Here is an 18,687-nt window from a genome sequence, read left to right on the forward strand (position 1 = left end):
ACAGGCGGCTACGATCGTATTCTGGACGTGGCGCGCCAAATCCTGAATGACCACTGCTGGTCGCGACGCGCGCGGGCGGCAGCTGATCAAAGCCGGTGGCGATAACGGTGATCTTCACCTTGCCATCATAGTTGGCATCCTGCACTGCGCCAAAGATGATGTTGGCTTCAGGATGAGCCGCCTGGCTGATGATATCGGCCGCCTCGTTGACCTCAAACAGCGTCATATCCAGTCCACCGGTGATATTGAAGAGCACACCACGCGCGCCACTGATGTCGATATCCAGCAAGGGACTGGAGATCGCGATCTGCGCCGCATCGATGGCTCGACTCTCGCCGCTGGCCTCACCAATCGCCATCAAGGCGGAACCGGCCGCCGACATAATGGTCTTCACGTCGGCGAAGTCCAGGTTGATCAGGCCGGGCACCGTAATCAGGTCGCTGATACCCTGGATACCCTGACGCAATACATCGTCCGCCAGGCGGAACGCTTCGGCCAGCGGTGTACGCTTGTCGGCCACCTGCAACAGGCGGTCGTTGGGCACGGTAATCAGCGTATCCACGTGCTGCTTCAGATTATTGATGCCCTCTTCAGCTGAGAGCAAGCGCTTCTTGCCCTCAAAGGTGAAGGGACGGGTAACGACGCCCACGGTCAGCGCGCCTACCTCGCGCGCGATCTGCGCCACCACCGGGCTGGCGCCGGTTCCAGTGCCACCACCCATACCGGCGGTAATAAAGACCATATCCGAGCCCTTCAGGGCCTCATAGATATCCTCAGCATTTTCTTCAGCGGCCTTCATACCGACGCTAGGATTACCGCCTGCTCCAAGGCCACGGGTTAGTTTATCACCGATACGAATGCGATGCGGTGCCTCTGTCAGCAGTAAGGCCTGGGCATCTGTATTAATGGCAATAAATTCGATACCCGTCATATTGGCCTGGATCATGCGGTTAACCGCATTACTGCCACCTCCCCCAACACCGATCACACGGATTTGGGCGAAGCCCTCAAGTTGATGATTTCCCATTGGTAACATATTCTTCGTGGCCCCCTTTCGAGTTTCTCATTTATAAGTCAGTGCTTCATATGTGTAGAACGAACGACGCCCAGTTTGTTGCAGTGGTCCGCCTCCATGCATGCAATTGCTTATCATACTCCATTGTTCGTTTATACGCTACTCGCTGCTTCGCCTATAAATGAGTACGTCGTTTAAGGAATAAATGCACGCAGCCAGCGCCCAAACCGAGATACAAGATTATTTTCATCATCTTCTACGTTTACATCGATCGGCTCTTCCTCCATGAGGAGCGAGGTATTGCTCAATCCCCACAGCAATAGACCAACGGCCGTCGAATAGGCCGGCCTGTTGATCGAGTCCGCTAACCCATGCAGACCAAGAGGAGAACCGATGCGAGCCGGAAGATCAAGGACCTGGCCCGCCAGTTCTAAAATACCCGGTAGCTCGGCGGTCCCTCCGGTAATGACGACGCCAGCGGGCAGTAATCCATCATACCCAGATTTTTTGATCTCTTCATGCACCATACAGAAGATTTCGTCCACGCGCGCCTGGATGATTTCAGCCAGGAGTTTGCGCGGTACGAGATCATCACAGTCGGGCATAAATTGTGACAGGTCGATCATATCATCTTCATCGATAGCCGACGGATCACAATGCCCATACGTAATTTTCAGCTCTTCAGCGACCCCGACGGGCAGGCGCAGTCCGATAGCGATGTCGCTGGTGATCAGGTTACCACCCACTGGCAACACGATCGTGTGCCAGATAGCTCCATCAGTATAGACCGCGACATCGGTGGTGCCACCACCAATATCGACCAGGGCGACTCCCAGGTCGGTCTCGCCTTCCTCCAGGACCGCGTCACCTGAGGCCAGAGGCTCCAGGACGAGATCTTCGATCTCGACATGCGCCTTATGCACACATTTAATCAGATTATGCATAGAAGACACCGAGCCCGTAATGATGTGCGCCTCCACCTCCAGACGGAAACCCGACATACCAATGGGATTCTTGATGCCCTCCTGTCCATCGACGACATAACCCCGCGGAATCACGTGAATCAGTTCACGATTCGCGGGAATGGCAATTGCTCGAGCCACCTCGAAGGCACGGCTAATATCGTTTTGTTCAATATCCCGATTCTTAGGAGAAATCGCGACGAAACCTTTGCTATTCTCCGAAGAAATATGGCTACCAGCAATACCAACATACGCAGAGGTAATTTTCTTACCTGATAAGCGTTCAGCACGATCTAGCGCCGCTGCAATTGAAGTGACGGTCTCTTCAATGTTCACCACCACCCCACGGCGCAACCCCTGTGAAGGGCAGGTGCCAACGCCAACAATGTTCAGCTTCCCGTCACGATCCAGCTCGCCGACCAGGACACAGATTTTTGTTGTTCCGACGTCGATGCCGACAATCACCCGCTCTTGCACGATCTACGCTCCTATTGGGCGGTACACTTTTGAGACGCACTACGAATACAGTAATTCAGACCTGTCATGTGGTTATTCACGTTCTTACTGTTGTAATGTAAACACTGGTCGCAGGCCATAACGTAAGTCTATGGTGGCAAGATGTATTTGCTGCTGGCGTGCGAGCTTGACGATCTCACTTAATTCTTTAAGACGATTATCCAGAGAGTTCGCATCCTGAGAGTTTCCGAGATATGCTTTCCAACCATCCGGACTTTCTATAATATAAGATCCCCTACTACCTGCCACTTCACCAGTTTGGCTGGTAGTACTAGCATACATTGTACCATCGTAATACAGTTTGAACGTATCTATACCTGCGACCCTGGGAACTCGCTGCCAGACATTACTCGCAAATGTAATATCGATATTCTTTAAATACGTTCCAGGACGCAATAACGGCTCTGTTTTTGCGCCCTGATTTGTGGTGTCTACGATGGTTCCTAACTGCTCGGCTCCCGGCGTCTGACTGATGGGCGCGATCACGACCCCGTGCGTATCTACGCTGAAGGTGCCCTGCGGGCCCTGCCACAATACCGCGGGCCTGCGCTCCACAACGGTCACCGTCAATTGATCGGGAAACTGCTTGCTGATCGCGACCGATGCTACCAGCGGCGACTTCTGGATGCGCTCCTGAATACTCCCGGTGTCAACCAGAAAGATATTCTGCCCCTGAATTCCCATGTGCTCAATGTTCTGGATTAAACCGTTGTTGTGGGTACCCATCACGCTGACGCGATGCAGACGAAAAACATCGCTGGTGAGCGCGAAGTTGACCGCGGCGACCAGGCAGGCGATGAGCGCGAACGCGCCCACGACCTTCCAGATCATACTACGCCGACGTAACCGGCGACCACTACGCCTGGGAATCGACGACCGGTAGGGCAATGGACGCCGCACCGCCTGAGTGCGTCCATTGGTCGCCCGTACCCCCGTCTGGACCAGTGTACGTGGTACCAGTTTGACAGGCTTTTTGCGTGCTCGTGAGCGCACGTGTCGCAGTTGCGATTGACGTTGGGCAAACGTATGCCATGCCACTGAAGGGTCCGCATTGGGAACCGTAACTACCCGTTTCAACGAGCGAGCGGAGACGAGCGTATTTTGCGCCGGCTCTTTCTTTACCGCATCCTTTGGTGTGTAGACTTTTTCAAGCCTGTTATAGCCTGGCGTCACCCGTTGCGCTGGTAGCTTTTTCCTTTCTGTCATGTCATAGTACCTTCCACTCCCCGCGCAGTTCGACCTCTAGCTCTAGATCTACCCCGAAGCGATCATAGACGCGCTGATGGGCTTCTTTGATGAGAGCCGCAACGTCTGCTGCACGTGCTCCACCTACGTTGACGATAAAATTGGCATGGCGCTCCGAGATCTGGGCTCCTCCCTGGGTCGTCCCCTTCAACCCTACCGCTTCGATGAGCCGTCCCGAATAGTCGCCCTGCGGATTTTTAAACATTGAACCCGCGCTCTGCTGCGGTGGCTGGGTGCGTTTGCGATATTGTTTGTGCTCTTCGATGGCGGCACGCAACTGCTGGGGATCTTCCCGATGCAGGCGAATACCCAGTTGCATGACGATCTCGGCGGGCTCGATCAGTTTGTGGGGCGCGGCAACCGGGTTGCCCTCGCCATCAAACTGGACGCGCCTCTGAGCCCTGAAACGGCTGTGCCGGTAGCTAAGCTCTAACTCATTGTGCTGATAGCGCACAACCGTTGGAGCCACTGGAACCTCCTCGCACTGGCGCGCGTCGACGATGTCGACCCATTCCAGTACCTGTCCCAGATCGTGACCGTGCACGCCCGCGTTGCTAACGACCCCTCCACCCAGGGTCCCTGGTATGCCAGGACCAAACTCCAGACCACCCCATCCTTTGGGGGCGATCTCATTGATGATACGTGGCCAGCTGATGCCAGCCCCTACCGTTAAAAAGGCGGTTCCAGCGCCGCTCTCTTCCAGGGTATAGGAGTTGATGGCGACGCGCGCCACCACACCACGGACACCGGCATCGGCATAAAGGACATTGGTGCCATTGCCGGTGATCAGCAATGGCCAGCATCGCTCAGCACACATAGTAACCAGGCCCACAAGATCCTCAGGTGTATCCACTGAGACCCATACATCAGCGGGACCACCGACGCCAAAGGTGCAGTGGCGGGCTAATGGCTCATTGCGGCGCACGCGGCTGCCGAAGTGAGCAAGGAGTTCGTTATAAGCAATCTCAGCATCAAATGTCATGTCGTTTCCTCTAGGCCTGTTGTGTATTCTTCAATAGGTTTTCTGTGACGATATAAATGTCTCCCGCGCCCATGATCACGACCAGGTCGCCGGAGCGCAGGGTGTGGGCGAGCAGTTCGGTCGTTTCAGTGACGCTGCCACCATGCATAATGTGGGACTGACCACTGGCGAACGCGGGCTGCTGCGCGATTCCATCCACAAGTTCACGCGCATGGATCAAGCCGGTATCGCGCTCGCGGGCGGGAAAGATGTCCGCGATGATAGCGATATCCGCCGCGTCAAACGCGTGCAAGAACTGATCAAAAAAGGTCCTGGTCCGGCTATACATATGCGGCTGGTAGACCGCGACGATGCGCTGCCCCGGATAGCGGCGACGCGTGGCCTCCAGCGTAGCGGCGATGGCCGTTGGATGGTGGGCATAATCATCCACCAGCATGACGTCCAGCGCCTGGTCCACGATCTTCAGTGGACCCTGGTGGCGGATGTCAAAGCGCCGCCTGGTACCACTGAAGCCCGCCAGGGTCTGCGCGATGCTTTCGCTCCCCACACCACACAGCTGCGCCGCCGCCAGGGCCGCCAGGGCGTTCTCAATGTTATAGGCACCCGGCAACTGCAGGCGCATCACCTGTTCCTCTGGTATAGAGGAAGTCGCCAGACGCGAACGCACGCGGAAGCTGGTCTCGCCATCCAATTTGATATCATAGGCTTCAAAGGTGGCCGGACCCTGCTCGGGCACCGCATGATGTCCAACCGAATAGGTTAGAATCTGTCCCGGCCAATCGTGCAGGCGCGCCTTTAAATCCCAGCAACCAGGACTATCCGCGTTCATGATGACGGTCGCGGGCAGCGGCCAATCACCCTGCAGATCCATACCGCGAATAAAGTGCTCAAAGGCCGCCAGGAAGGCATCGTAATCGGCAAAGAACTCTGGATGCTCGAACTCGATCGAGGTAACGATCGCCAACCGCGGATGGTAGTGCCAGAAGTTATGATTGAACTCGTCAGCTTCATTGACGAAGAACGAGCCCTTCCCCAACCGGTAGTTGGCACCGAAACGCGGGACCACCGCGCCAATCTCACAGGTGGGATCCAACCCGGCATCGACCAGCATCAGCGAGAGCATGGCGGTGGTCGTCCCTTTGCCATGGACGCCGCTGACGGAGAGGACGCATTTGTTCCTCATCAGATCGCTCAGGATCTCCTGCCAGTGAATAATCGGCAAGCCACGCTCACGGGCTGCCAGCAATTCGGGATTGTTCGGGTCCAGCGCGGGCACCGCCGGACTGATAACCAGCGTATCGACATCGTTAAGATGATCGGCGCTGTGTCCAATCTGGATGGCAATCCCTGCCTCGCGTAGGGCGCGTACGGTCGCCGATTCGCGTTGATCGCAACCGGTCACCGTTTCTCCCGCGGCATGCGCCATCTGCGCGACCGCGGAAATACCCTGGCCTCCAATACCCATAAAATGCAAGCGTGACTTCATCAGACGTTTATCCTCTTGTTTTCTGGCGTCTGCGCGCCAGTTGTTGGTTGTGCCATATGTACAACAGCCTCGGCGATATCGCTGGTCGCGGTCGGACGGGCGAACTGCTTAAGCGCCTGCGCCATATCCAGCAAGCTGGCAGAGTTTACAACATGTTGTACACGACTGATCAATAGCTCAGGTTTCAATACATCGTTCTTGATCACTTCGGCCGCCTGAGCGCGGCGGAAGGTCTCAGCGTTCGCTTCCTGCGGAGAACTGCCGATCGCCGGTGGCAAAGGCACCAGGATGCTCGGCTTCTCCAGGACAGCCAGTTCGCTCAAGGTGGCGGCTCCGGCTCGGCAGACAACCAGTTCGGCGGCCCGCAGTGCCAGCGCCATCTCATCCGTGAGGTAAGGCACCAGGCGATAGCGCTGCTTAAGCTCGCTATCCAGCCCTGCAATGGTGCTTTCGGACAGACTCTGTGTCTCCGTCAGCAGCTTCTGACCACTGATCTGCAGCACCTGGCAGAACTGTAAGAGCTCCGGCAAGGCCCGCGCGACCACCTGGTTCAGGTGACGCGCCCCCTGGCTACCACCGGTAACCAGAATCAGCGGCAGGTCCGGGGCCAGCCCCAGTTGAATGCGCGCCTGCTGCACGCTGACCTGGCGCACGTCTAGAATCTCCTGCCGAATCGGATTTCCCAGCAGCAGCGTCTTGCCGGCCGGGAAGTACTGCTGCGAGTCAGCAAAGGCGATCGAGATACGATCGGCCAGCGGACCGATCAGCTTATTCGATAGATTGGGCGGTACATCCTGCTGATGCAGCAGGAGCGGCACCCCGTTGAGGCGCGATGCCAGTCCCGCCGGGACCGCGACGTAACCGCCACTGGTAAAGGTGGCGTCCGGCCGAAATTTGCGTACAATACCTACCGCCTGGACCATACCGACGGGTACACGGGCGATGCCCTTGACCGTCTTGACGGAGACATAGCGCTGGAGCTTACCCGCCTTAATGGTAGCCATCCGGAAACCAGCGGCCGGCACGAGCTGCGTCTCCAGGCCATCATCGCTGCCCAGATAGAGAATCTCCGCGTTATATATGTTGCGCAGGTGGGTGGCAACGGCCAGGGCTGGATAGATATGGCCACCTGATCCACCACCAGAAATAAGAATTCGCATAATGTGTTCCATAAGAAGCACAGACACCAGGGTCTCTACTTCGCTACTTTCTTTTTTAACCTTTTTGTAATGGTCTGCCGGGAGAGCGCTGGGTCTTCCGGCGCTTGAATATAGCGAGAAATATTCAAGAGCACCCCTATACCTGCTAACGAGATGACGAGCGAGGTGCCCCCATAGCTGATAAAGGGCAACGGCACACCCGTGTAAGGGATCGTCCCGGTTGTGGCGCCGATATTGATCATGGCCTGCACAACAATCCAGGTGGTAATGCCCGTAGCCAGCAAGGCTCCATAGACATCCTGGGTGCGGCGCGCCAGGCGAAAACCGCGAAATGCCAGTACCATAAATAGCGCGATCACAACCATACAGCCAATATATCCCATCTCTTCACCCACAATAGCAAAGATAGAGTCAATATAGGGCAGCGGCAGATAACCTGTCTTCTGCCGGCTCGCCCCCAGACCAACCCCTAACCAGCCGCCTGAGCCCAGCGCTAACAGCGATTGGTACAGCTGCAGATTAATGTCGGTCGTATATTTAAACGGATTAAGGAAACCAATCAAACGGTAATAGCGATATCCGCTAAAAGCCTGGGACAAAAAGATTAAGAATCCACAGCCCAGGGCCAGCAAAAATTGTAAGATGTTCGCTCCCGCTGTAAAAAACATGGCGGTCGTCAAAACCGCGATAACGCAGGCGGTTCCCATGTCTTTCTGCAATAAAACCAGGCCGAGCACCAGGCCGAGCAACAACACAAAAGGCGTAAGCCCATACAGGAAGGTCCCTACCTGGTTGCCTTTGCGGGCCAGCCAATCAGCAATATACAAAGCCAGTACCAGTTTGATCAACTCGCTGGGTTGGAATGAGAAAAAAGAGCCAAAGACCAGCCAGCGCGAGGCTCCATACGCATTGGAGCCGATAAACAGTACCGCCGCCAGCAGGGGAAGCCCGATGGCCAACCCCAGCAAGGAGAAGCGACGCCAGATGCGATAATCGATGCGCATCGTTACCAGCATAGCGACCACTCCTAATACAGCTCCCAGGAGCTGTTTCTGAAAAAAGTATGACGCATCGCCGAAATAGCGTGCCGACGCGAATGAGCTGGCGCTATAGACCATAATCAGTCCGATACATAGCAGGGCCAGTACCGCCACCAGCAAGATCGGGTCTGGCTTGCCAGGCACACGAGGAAGGAACATCTCCAGCGCGGCCAGCTTCTCCTGCTCCTCTTCGCTGATCACCTGCAATGGCTTGCTTGGCCGCACGGGCGGCTTATTGCGCAAGAGATCGGCCGTCTGCCTTGGCAATATGGTGCGCCCGGCGGGTCCGCGTCTTCCCGGGGAGAGCTCAACCGGCTCCTGCGGCGTTACCTCCGGGACGTTGGCCGCTTCCGGTGCCTCCACTTCATTGAGCGCCGCGATGAGAGGACGGTTCCTCATGCGCGGCAAGCTCTTGCGCATCGTCTTTTGATCAGCCAGCGTGTCTTCTGCCGCGTAACTCATTTTGACGCGTCGAGCCATCACAGCCTGGGTCGCCCTGCGCTTCATCGGCTTAGCCCCATGGGTCGGAGGCGGCAACGGCTTGCGCCTGCTTCCTCCCGCCGGCGGATGCTGGCCCTTCAGTTCGATCGACTCCAGGGCAGGAGAGCGAAACGTGGGGGGTGCCAGGTCTTTGCGCCTCGCACCCTTCATCATCCTCTCTCCCGCATTCTTTCCTCGATTGAGTTTATCTTGTGGCATGAAGCTTCTTTCACTTAGCTAGCTGACACACTACGACCTTGACATAGAACACATTTTCTAGTACAATTATGTCTGGCAAGGTTCCTAATACATTCTCTCTTGACGAATAGGAATGTCTCTGTACATTGCTATTCGCTAAGAGACGAAGGTGACAGCACATAATCTTTTTCATTTCTTCAATCCGTTTGAGGATATGGCAATAAATCAGTGCTGCTTAGACGATGAACCCTCGTCATCTTGCTGAGCGGATTGCTCTTGCATAACCTCGAGCATCTGCTCGACTTCTTGATCGCTGATCTGTAAGCGTGTTTTATGCAGATCAACCATTTCAACACCCTTAGCTTGTATTAACGTACTCCAGGGGTCGCTTTCGAGCGTCGGGATGCTTTCCTGGTCTTTTTCTACGCGCTCAATGTCATCTGCCCCCTGCTGTAACTCGCCTGGCGGCCGGCGCCCAAGCAGCTCCTGCCAGGCCGTGCTCAACTCATGTTGCTCATCCGAGATGTTTTGATCTTGTTGTGAACGTTTCTTTTTATCTTTCATCTCACTCACACCTACCTTGTTAACACACTACATTCCCTGCACACCCACACAGCTTCCTCCACCATCTTCGTGCACTACAAAGTTCTGCGCTATCTTTTCAACTGCGTTTTTCGGCCGCTGACCGCCGCGCTCATTAGCTGGCGGCATCGGGTGGAATGCTATAGTGCCACATCAGTTGTTGCGCGATATCCTTCCACACGGGGCCGGCCGCGCTTCCTCCATAGATAGTCGCTGTTGGGTGATCGATCTTCACCAGGATAACAAACTGTGGGTTTGAAGCCGGTAGAAACCCTGCCATTGAGGCGTCGGTATTTGTATCCGCCAAACCCTGTATGGTTGCCGTTCCGGTCTTTATCGCGACACGATAGCCGGGAACGGCATCTTTATTATATTGGGCCACACTCTCCAGCATGGAGGTCAACGTTTTGGCCGTACTGGCACTGATCACCTGCCGCTCTTCATGCGGCTGAATGGTGGTCGTATGGTCTTTGTCTCGCAAGGACGAGACAAGATAGGGCTGCATCAAAACACCATCGTTGGCGATCGCCTGATAGGCCGAGGCCATCTGCAACGGGGTTACCAGAATACTCTGCCCAAAGGATTGGCGCGCCAGGTCGCTGGGCGACCAGTCCTTTGAAACCGGTGTGCGATACGTACCGGCCGACTCGGGATCCAGTACGCCGGTACGCTGCCCGAAGCCGAAGCGCTGCAGGTAGGGATAAAAACCTTTGGCCCCCAGCTTCTGCGTGGCCACCCAGGCGGCTCCGACGTTGGCTGAATGCTCCAATACCTGCGTCATAGACTCGGTACCATAGCCCAGGTTATGCCAATTCTCAACCGTCGGTGTCCCGTCTTTAAAGGCAAGGTAGCCGGGATCCTGAATGGTATCGGTTGGTTTGATCAGGTGCTGATCAAGCGCGGCCGCCATCGTGACGGCCTTCATGGTCGAGCCCGGTTCGTAAGCACAATAGACGACTGGATTGCTATACACCTCGAGTTGACCCCGGCAATCGGTGTCGCCGGCATACTTGCTATAATTGTTCGGGTCGAACGAGGGTGCTCCAGCCATCGCCACGATCGCGCCCGTGCGCGCATTGAGCACCACCGCGGTTCCACTCATGGCTCCCATCTGCTTGACGCGCGCCTCCAGATCGGTCTGCAGCTGGTATTGAATGGTACTATCGATGGTCAGGGTTATATCATCTCCGGGGACCGCGTTCTGCTCAAAGCTGGGGCCCACGGTTAAAGGATTGCCATTGAGGTCCGTTTCAGCCGAAAAGCTGCCCGCCTTACCGGAAAGCTGCTGATTGTATTTTTTTTCGATGCCATAGATCCCCTTCGGCGAACCACCGGTCGCGCCTTCCTGCACAAATCCCAGGGTCTGTGCCGCCAGGTCGTTGCCTGGATAGGTACGCCAGGTACGCGGCTCTAGAAAGATATAGGGCAGATGCAGATTTTTCAATTTCTGGCTCTGGTCCGGTGTGATCGAGATAGCGACCCGCACCGTCGGAACCGAAGAGTCGAAGGCGCTCGTCAACTTCTCTTTTGGTATATTGTTCAGCACGCCGCTCAACTTCTGAATCAGGGTATCGCGTTCGCTCTGATAGGTATCGGGATAATCCGTTACCAGCTGTGATGGCTCGATATACACATCGTCGCGTACCACATTGGTCGCCAGTAGCTGGCCCATGTCGTCATAGATGCGTCCTCGTGGCGCGTTCAGCGTCTGACTTTGCAGATGCTCGGCATTGGCTGCCTTCGCTAACTGTGGACCTTGCATCACCTGCCAGTAGTAGAGTCGTCCAGAAAGCAGCACCATGCCCGCGCAGACCAGCAGAAAGATAACCATCTGGCGGTTACGTGCACGGCGTAGCTCTGTACTCATCTACAAAATCTCCTCATTCAGACAACATTTGAGCAATCAGTCAGTCAGTTAGCCAGTTTTCTGTATAGCGCTAATTATTATTGGGTCCTGGATCATGGATGGGCTGTAAATTGGGAATTTTAATGACATTGACATGCGCCGGGTCAGCGGGTACCAGGCCGTTCTTTTTCGCCTGTTCGCTGATATAGGCGGGCGAACGCTCAATGGCGATGGTCTGGGCCAGGTCCTGGTTTTCTCGTTGCAGTGTGGCCTGCTCGCTCCGTATCTGCTGCAATTGCTGGTTAGCGACGGCTGACTGGCCAACCTGGGCCAGGTAGAGCACCGCCATCAAAGCGATCAGCAGCACGCTGGTAATCGATAAGGCCGCCGGCCCCATATGAAAGAAAAAGGGGCGCAACTGACGCCGTCTTTTCGCCGCAAACACTGATCTGGGTACAACCGGCCGTTCTTTTCGGGCCTCGTTATTGAGCTGTTTCAGGCCATACATACGCTGCGTTCCTTCGAGATGGTCGTTATTCTGCAGATACGCCCGTGTAGAGAGTTCCGCATCCTTACACACCCCTACATGTGACGCACTACGAATTATTCTGCAATACTTCAGCTGCTCGCAATTTAGCGCTACGAGCGCGAGGGTTGCTGGCGATCTCCAGCTCACCTGGTGTGACAGGTTTGCTTGTCAGGTTGCGTAAACGAGCTTTATGACCACAGATACATACAGGAAGGCGGGGCGGGCAGAGGCAATCGGTGGCCTCGCGCCGGATATATTCCTTGACGATTCTATCTTCTAGCGAGTGAAACGCGATGATCACCATGCGCCCTTTTTCCCCGTGCCCCTCTTCATCGCCCTTTGTCTTTCCCTCGAGAACATCCACAATTTGCGGCAATACTGCTTCCAGGCGCTCTAATTCGCCGTTCACAGCGATGCGTAGAGCCTGAAATGCGCGCGTAGCTGGATGAATGGCACCATACTTATGTGGTACACCGGCGGCTATCAAGGACGCCAGTTGAGCTGTACGCGTGATAGGTGCTTTCTCTCTCTCACGCACAATGCGCCGTGCTATCTGGCGTGAGCGCGTCTCTTCACCATAGCGCCAGAAGATATCCGCCAGTTCCTGCTCGCTCGCACCGTTCACCAGATCAGCGGCGGTTAACGGCGACGCCTGATTCAGGCGCATATCTAATGGACCATCCGTGCTAAAAGCAAAGCCACGCTCCGGATTGTCCATCTGGTCCGAGGAAAATCCCAGATCCAGCAAGACACCCTGCACCCCCTTTCCACCCCCAAAACTAGTCCGTTCCACAATCTGTGCCAGGTCAGAAAAATTACCATGTGCCAGAACCAGGCGACCATTAGCGACAAACTCAGCCAGGCGTTCGCCCACACGGGCCAGTGCCTGACTATCGGTATCAATACCCAGAACCTTGCCATCGGGAGCGCTGCGCTCCAGGATTGCCGCCGTGTGGCCACCACCACCTAACGTGCCATCGATATAGAGTCCTCCAGGTTTTGGCTGGAGGTATGTCAGCACCTCATTCGGCATGACTGACACATGTTGTGTATGTTCCATTGTCACCAAATTGATAAAAATCTAGAATTCGAATCCGTAATGTATTGCTTACGTCATTTAAAAAGGAATATTGCTTCCTTCAGCATCGAGTCGTGCCTGATATTCCTGCCAGGTCGCGCGATTCCAGATTTCAATATGGTCTCGCACGCCTACCACGGTTACTTCATTACTTAAATTTGCATAGGCTCGTAATTTAGCCGGGATTACCATACGTCCCTGTGCATCTAAATCAATTTCACTGGCACTGGGATAGATGCGCCGCTCGAAATCGCGCAGCTCGTCGCTCGACAAGCCCGCAACCAACTCATTTGAGCGCCGCTCCCAGTGTTCCGCGGTATAGATAGACAGGCATGTTCCCATACCTTTGCTGACAACCGCGCCCTTATCTATCTGTGAGCGAAACCTGGCCGGAACCGCCATGCGCCCCTTCGTGTCGATTGTATGCTCGTACTCACCTAGAAACATAGCTAGCTTCCATACTTTCTCAACGGCAGTTGCGGGATATCCACAGTGAAATCTTTCAGAAATTGAGCATTATTCTGCCATACTTCCCTATCTCCACCACCAATACTATAGACTCACCAAAATTCCCCACTTTTCCCCACTTCATTGTAACACTTCTTAGGCATGTGGGAAAAGAGTCTTTGCGGCCAATTTTACCCCGGCACGTGGATAACTTGTGGATAACTTTTTTTTGACATTTATATTTCAAGAAAAATACAATCTAAAAGATAGATTTCAATTGCGAAATCTTTGCAAGTAGCCACTTGCACCTTCTCTTTAGTAGAGCGCACATACGCCAAAGGACTGTTCCCCATGACACAGCAACAACCAGCTGGATCTCCGGCCCGGGATCAGGAGCGATCCCCTCTGGTCCGCGAGGTTGCGGACCACATCTGGCAGATCACCCTCCCGATTCCCCTACCGCTCAAGACGGTCAACGTCTACGCCCTGGTCGGACAGACAGGCTGGGTCCTGGTGGATACCGCGCTCGGCAGCCAGGATACACGCGAGGCGTTTTTTACCGCCATCGAGCAGCTTGGTCTGGATTTCAAGCAGCTGCAAGCCATCGTGCTCACACACAGACATCCAGATCACATCGGTCTATCGGGAGAGATCCATGAGTTGAGCGCGGCCCCCATACTGATGCATCCACTGGATAGCTCAGGTATGCTTGATAGCTGGGGCACGAACGCCCGGGCGCACCTGGAATTAACTAGCCAGTTCTTCTCCCGCCATGGTCTACCAGCGTCCGATCACTGGTACACACGCATGTCGCCGGAGATGCGACGCACTATTTTACGTCTACCACCAGCCTCTGCCATGCGCCCGCTGGCAGATGGGCAACAGCTGGAACTGGCCGACGACCACTATCGCGTCATCTGGCTCCCGGGCCATTCGGACGGGCAGATAGGGCTGTGGCGTGAGCGCGATGGCGTGTTGCTGGCGGCCGACCATGTCTTGCCGCGCATTACGCCAAATATTGGCCTTTATTCGCCTCAGGATCGTCCCAATCCTCTCGCGGACTATTTTCAATCATTGAAGAAAATTGCCGCACTACCCGCACAACGAGTTTTACCCGGACATGGTGATCCATTTGACCATCTTACCAACCGCGTTGCAGAGATTATTGAACATCATCAGCGCCGATTAAAACAAATTACAGATTTACTCGCAATACAACCTCAGCCTGCCACTCAACTGACACAACAGCTATTCGGGGCCCGTCTCAAGGGCAACGAGGCCCTCCATCTTGCCGTTGCAGAAATTGTTGCTCACTTGGAATATTTACGACTCAAAAAACAACTTATTCAACAACAGACCCAAGCAGGCATTCTATATTATGTCGTTTCCGATACATTGCTACAAAAGTAGGCAGTAGGATTTGTTATAACCTTTCTAATGCAAGAGTTTAAAGAATCGAAATGCTAACTACAATCGTACAATATTCTAGAAAAGAACAACCTTATATAGAGATTTTTTGCAATTTTTTTAAGCCGAGAATAGAGGGGTAGATTGGCTTCTCAGGCTGATTCATGCTGTACTTCCTACTTTTAGGGATAGTGCGACGCTTGTATTTCTTAAAATCGCGTGCTATACTCCTAATCGGCAGTGAGGTTGTGACGCCGCTCTACAAGCCCGGCAAAGTGCATTTGGGCGACCAAGCGACGTGTGTTGATAGTTGCAAGGAGGAAATCGAACCTATGGCCGAAAAGACCGATCTGGCAGCGGCACAAACCGTTGGCCGGCAAGAGCTATCTAAGCGCATTGCCAAGCAGGCGAAACTTTCTCAAAAGCAGGCGTCTGAGGTGCTAGAAGCCACCCTCACGGCAATCCGTGAAGCACTTCAGAATGGTGACGAGGTCCGTCTAGTAGGCTTTGGCTCTTTCAAAGTTCGCCAAAGCGCCGCACGCAAAGGGGTAAATCCACGCGACCGCAAACCAATCGAAGTGCCAGCCAAAGAGCGTGTCCGCTTTTTCCCCGGCAAAGAACTCTCGGAGGCTGTTCTCAAGAAGTAGTAAGTCGTGACTCTGTTCTCACTGCCATACAATGCATAGCCCGCTAAGCATCATTAGCCGCGAGAGATCGGCACCAGGCATGCGCCGGTGTCCTGGCATTCGCCTCTATACGGGCAACACAGAGAAGGATGTTGCCACCGATGCTTTCTGGGCTATGTTCCATCCATCCACTCGCCACCCATCTCATACCTTGCTCGAAACAGTACTGCTATTCCATTATTACGCGGTTATACGCAGTCCAGGTAGGATTGATTAATTAGCGGGGAAAGTATATGAGCACACACACCATCAACGGCTCTACCCTCCTCTTACAACAGGGCAATATCGTCAATGTGCAGGCCGACGCCATCGTGAATGCCGCCAACGCGGCCCTGGCTGGTGGAGGTGGCGTGGATGGAGCTATTCACCGGGCCGCGGGCCCTACTGTCATGCGAGAATGCCGCCAGATCGGTGGCTGCGCGACGGGGAGCGCCGTCGCTACCGGAGCCGGCAACCTGCCCGCCCGCTATATCTTTCACGCGGTCGGCCCGATCTATCAAGACCGTGGGAATGAGCCGCAGCTACTCGCGAGCGCCTACCAGACCTGCCTGAACCTGGCTGAAGAACATCAGTTGCAGAGCATCGCCTTCCCCTCCCTTAGCACGGGCGCCTATGGCTATCCGCTCCACCTGGCGGCACCAATCGCCCTGCGCACGGTTATCACCCATCTACAACAGCCCACCAGCCTCAAACAGGTCTACTTCATCCTTTTTGATCAGCGTACCCTCCAGGCTTATCAGCAAGCCCTGCGCAAGTTGTTGGGCGGCGACCAGGCCTGACTGTGAAATATGCAGCGCCGATTTGCCGCCATTGTATAGAAAAATATATGATATATAGATAAATTTGAATTATTTTTCATACAGAGGGATAGTAAGAATATATGCAATCGCGCGAGCCAAATTTAAAGTCTGAGGAAGAGATTGCACTGATGCGGCAGGCCGGATTATTGACCTGGCAGGCACACCAGATCGCGGCGGCCCTGATTCGACCGGGCGTAACGACCGGCGAGATCAATGCGGCTATGGAGGCCTTCATGCTCGAGCAGCATGCCGAGCCACTATTCAAGGGGGTACCGGATCGTACAGGTAGGGTACCATTTCCAGCGGTCGCCTGCATCTCGGTCAATGAGCAACTGGTGCATGGTATTCCCGGTCCACGTCAGCTACAGGAAGGGGATATCGTCAGCATCGATACAGGGGTGCGTTTCCAGGGCTGGTGCGGTGATGCGGCCGTCACGCACGCCGTCGGCGAGATCAATCCTGACACGCGGCGTCTGCTGGAAATAACCGAGGGGGCACTCCGCCTCGCCATCGAACTGATCCCTCAAAAACAATATTGGAGCCAGGTGGCGCGCGCCATGGAGGCATATGTGACACAGGCCGGCTTCGCTGTGGTAGAGGGATTGGTGGGACATAGTATCGGTCGTGAGATGTGGGAGATGCCGCAGGTTCCCAACTATTTTACCTTACAATATCAGGCGCTGGGCGATTTTGAACTGCAGCCGGGCGTGGTCATCGCGGTTGAACCGATGGTAAGCATGTCATCCCGCCATGTCAGAATGCTATCCGATCACTGGACCCTGGTAGCGGCAGATGGCCGGCCCGCCGCCCACTTTGAGCATACGCTGGCCATTACGCCGTCCGGGGTACAGGTGCTGACCGCCAGACCAGACGGCAAAGCCTGGGCACTACCAGAGAAAACGCTCTGAGCATCCCGCTTTGCGTCTGATATTGAACCGGAGAAGCGTTCGGCAAGGCCCGGTGGAGGTAAGCTAGGCGGCAATAAGGATCTGAGAACGGGCCACAACGTCCCGGTACCCCTGTACCATGCATTCCATCGCCTCATGCCATGAGCGCCGGGCCGCCTCGCTCTCCGCCCGCCGCCCCATCATCAGGCGCTCTTCTCTGTCCTGCACCAACCTTGTAAGGGCATCACGATAACCGGCCACCTGAGCGTGGTCATTCAATCCTTCAGCCGATAGCAGCAGACCCGTCTGCCCATGTGTCACCAGGTCACAGACGCCCTCTGAATGAATGCCGATGACAGGCAGACCAGACGCCATAGCCTCCAATACGACCTGGCCAAAGGTCTCTGTATAGGATGGGAAGGCGAATATATCGGCGGAGGCATAGGCTGTGGCCAGATCCTTACCACTCAGGTAGCCGGTCATCGTTACCGGCAAGCCTTCGAGATCATGCTGGACCTCATTGTAGGCGGGCCCCTGACCCACAATAACCAGGTGACAGCGTGAATGGTCCATCTCTTTATACGCCTGAATCAGCAGGCGCAGATTCTTCTCCCAGGAGACACGGCCAACGTAGAGCAGGACGCTCTTATCCTCCGGCACGCTGCGCCCGCGCAGCCATGCGGCCCGTAAGGCTTCGCTGCGGCGTTTGGACGCGAACAGATCTTTATCGACTCCGCGTGGCCAGATGCGCAGATGCTCAAAGCCCTGACTGGTCAGCATCCTGGCTGTAGAGGCCGAGGGACAGTAGGTCAACACACACTGGTTGTGCACGAATCGATTGTAGAGCCACATCGGCCGCGTTAATAAAGAGAAACCAAAGTGACCACAATATGCGGCCAAATTCGTGTGATAAGAAGAGATGATCGGTATGTTGAGAAAACGCGCAGCCGCCAGCCCCGTTGCGCCCAGGATCACCGGGTCGACGGCATGAATGATATCGGGACGAAATTCGAGCAAGCGACGCACGAACAATGGCCGGAAAAAATTAAATTTGAGCTCAGGATAAAAAGGAAAAGGCAATCCAGCTGTCCCTACCACTTCCGCGCCAGCATATTCGTCCATACCGCAATCAGGACCCAGCAGGAGCGCCTGGTGACCATTGGCATGGAGATGTTCAAGTAAACGCGATACTGTTCTGGTAACGCCATCTAGTTTGGGCAGAAAATTTTCTGTAATGACGGCAACACGCATGAGGTTCACCACCTGCTTATCGATGTGCGAATAACGGCATGCTTAAAGCACATATATAACTCGAAAAACGAGCTTGAAACACTATGCTAA

16 protein-coding genes and 1 pseudogene are annotated in these 18,687 nt (G+C 54.9%); 4 read left to right on the forward strand and 13 right to left on the reverse strand.

The genetic code is table 11. From position 1 onward, the window contains the following. Nucleotides 1-67: 67 nt before the first annotated feature. The 12 genes and pseudogenes from ftsZ to mraZ all read right to left on the reverse strand — a co-directional run. Nucleotides 68-1,036, reverse strand: a pseudogene (gene ftsZ / locus AABA21_RS39470) (cell division protein FtsZ); the annotation flags it as partial. Between the two features lie 173 nt (nucleotides 1,037-1,209). Next, a complete protein-coding gene (gene ftsA / locus AABA21_RS21520) occupies nucleotides 1,210-2,454 on the reverse strand; it encodes a cell division protein FtsA (protein ID WP_126595472.1) in 1,245 nt (414 codons plus the stop codon). An 84-nt stretch (nucleotides 2,455-2,538) separates the two neighbouring features. Next, the gene (locus AABA21_RS21525) at nucleotides 2,539-3,699 is read right to left on the reverse strand and encodes a cell division protein FtsQ/DivIB (RefSeq protein WP_338253570.1); all 1,161 of its coding nucleotides are present in this window, start codon (nucleotides 3,697-3,699) and stop codon (nucleotides 2,539-2,541) included. 1 nt (nucleotide 3,700) lies between these two features. Then, entirely contained in the window at nucleotides 3,701-4,720 is a 1,020-nt protein-coding gene (gene murB / locus AABA21_RS21530; RefSeq protein WP_338253571.1) for a UDP-N-acetylmuramate dehydrogenase, read from the reverse strand. A gap of 10 nt (nucleotides 4,721-4,730) precedes the next feature. Further along, complete coding sequence (gene murC, locus AABA21_RS21535) at nucleotides 4,731-6,206, reverse strand: UDP-N-acetylmuramate--L-alanine ligase (protein WP_338253572.1); 1,476 nt, start codon at nucleotides 6,204-6,206, stop codon at nucleotides 4,731-4,733. Beyond that, on the reverse strand, nucleotides 6,206-7,366 hold the full coding sequence (murG, locus tag AABA21_RS21540) for an undecaprenyldiphospho-muramoylpentapeptide beta-N-acetylglucosaminyltransferase (RefSeq protein WP_338253573.1): 1,161 nt from the start codon (nucleotides 7,364-7,366) through the stop codon (nucleotides 6,206-6,208). The genes murC and murG overlap by 1 nt, the downstream gene beginning before the upstream one ends. 35 nt (nucleotides 7,367-7,401) lie before the next feature. After that, nucleotides 7,402-9,105: a putative lipid II flippase FtsW gene (gene ftsW / locus AABA21_RS21545; protein WP_338253574.1), complete on the reverse strand. Its 1,704-nt coding sequence runs from the start codon at nucleotides 9,103-9,105 to the stop codon at nucleotides 7,402-7,404. A gap of 204 nt (nucleotides 9,106-9,309) precedes the next feature. Further along, complete coding sequence (locus AABA21_RS21550; protein ID WP_338253575.1) at nucleotides 9,310-9,648, reverse strand: hypothetical protein; 339 nt, start codon at nucleotides 9,646-9,648, stop codon at nucleotides 9,310-9,312. Between the two features lie 133 nt (nucleotides 9,649-9,781). Next, the gene (locus AABA21_RS21555; protein WP_338253576.1) at nucleotides 9,782-11,533 is read right to left on the reverse strand and encodes a peptidoglycan D,D-transpeptidase FtsI family protein; all 1,752 of its coding nucleotides are present in this window, start codon (nucleotides 11,531-11,533) and stop codon (nucleotides 9,782-9,784) included. Nucleotides 11,534-11,603: 70 nt separating this feature from the next. Then, nucleotides 11,604-12,020 (reverse strand): septum formation initiator family protein, encoded by a 417-nt coding sequence (locus AABA21_RS21560; RefSeq protein ID WP_338253577.1) that lies wholly within the window; start codon nucleotides 12,018-12,020, stop codon nucleotides 11,604-11,606. An 88-nt stretch (nucleotides 12,021-12,108) separates the two neighbouring features. After that, nucleotides 12,109-13,101 (reverse strand): 16S rRNA (cytosine(1402)-N(4))-methyltransferase RsmH, encoded by a 993-nt coding sequence (gene rsmH, locus AABA21_RS21565; RefSeq protein WP_338253579.1) that lies wholly within the window; start codon nucleotides 13,099-13,101, stop codon nucleotides 12,109-12,111. A 57-nt stretch (nucleotides 13,102-13,158) separates the two neighbouring features. Then, on the reverse strand, nucleotides 13,159-13,566 hold the full coding sequence (gene mraZ / locus AABA21_RS21570) for a division/cell wall cluster transcriptional repressor MraZ (protein WP_338253580.1): 408 nt from the start codon (nucleotides 13,564-13,566) through the stop codon (nucleotides 13,159-13,161). 351 nt (nucleotides 13,567-13,917) lie between these two features. On the opposite strand from mraZ, the gene AABA21_RS21575 reads away from it, so the two are divergent. The 4 genes from AABA21_RS21575 to map all read left to right on the forward strand — a co-directional run bounded on the left by AABA21_RS21575 (nucleotide 13,918) and on the right by map (nucleotide 17,367). Next, nucleotides 13,918-14,976, forward strand: coding sequence for an MBL fold metallo-hydrolase (locus AABA21_RS21575; RefSeq protein WP_338253581.1), 1,059 nt, complete (start codon nucleotides 13,918-13,920; stop codon nucleotides 14,974-14,976). A gap of 329 nt (nucleotides 14,977-15,305) precedes the next feature. Further along, a complete protein-coding gene (locus tag AABA21_RS21580; protein ID WP_338253582.1) occupies nucleotides 15,306-15,620 on the forward strand; it encodes an HU family DNA-binding protein in 315 nt (104 codons plus the stop codon). Between the two features lie 272 nt (nucleotides 15,621-15,892). After that, a complete protein-coding gene (locus AABA21_RS21585) occupies nucleotides 15,893-16,438 on the forward strand; it encodes an O-acetyl-ADP-ribose deacetylase (protein WP_338253583.1) in 546 nt (181 codons plus the stop codon). A 101-nt stretch (nucleotides 16,439-16,539) separates the two neighbouring features. Continuing rightward, a complete protein-coding gene (gene map, locus AABA21_RS21590) occupies nucleotides 16,540-17,367 on the forward strand; it encodes a type I methionyl aminopeptidase (RefSeq protein ID WP_338253584.1) in 828 nt (275 codons plus the stop codon). A gap of 63 nt (nucleotides 17,368-17,430) precedes the next feature. On the opposite strand, the gene AABA21_RS21595 is transcribed toward map, so the two are convergent. Continuing rightward, nucleotides 17,431-18,597, reverse strand: a complete 1,167-nt coding sequence (locus AABA21_RS21595) for a glycosyltransferase family 4 protein (protein WP_338253586.1) — start codon at nucleotides 18,595-18,597, stop codon at nucleotides 17,431-17,433. Nucleotides 18,598-18,687: the final 90 nt, after the last annotated feature.

The sequence above is a fragment of the Dictyobacter halimunensis genome (assembly GCF_036245075.1).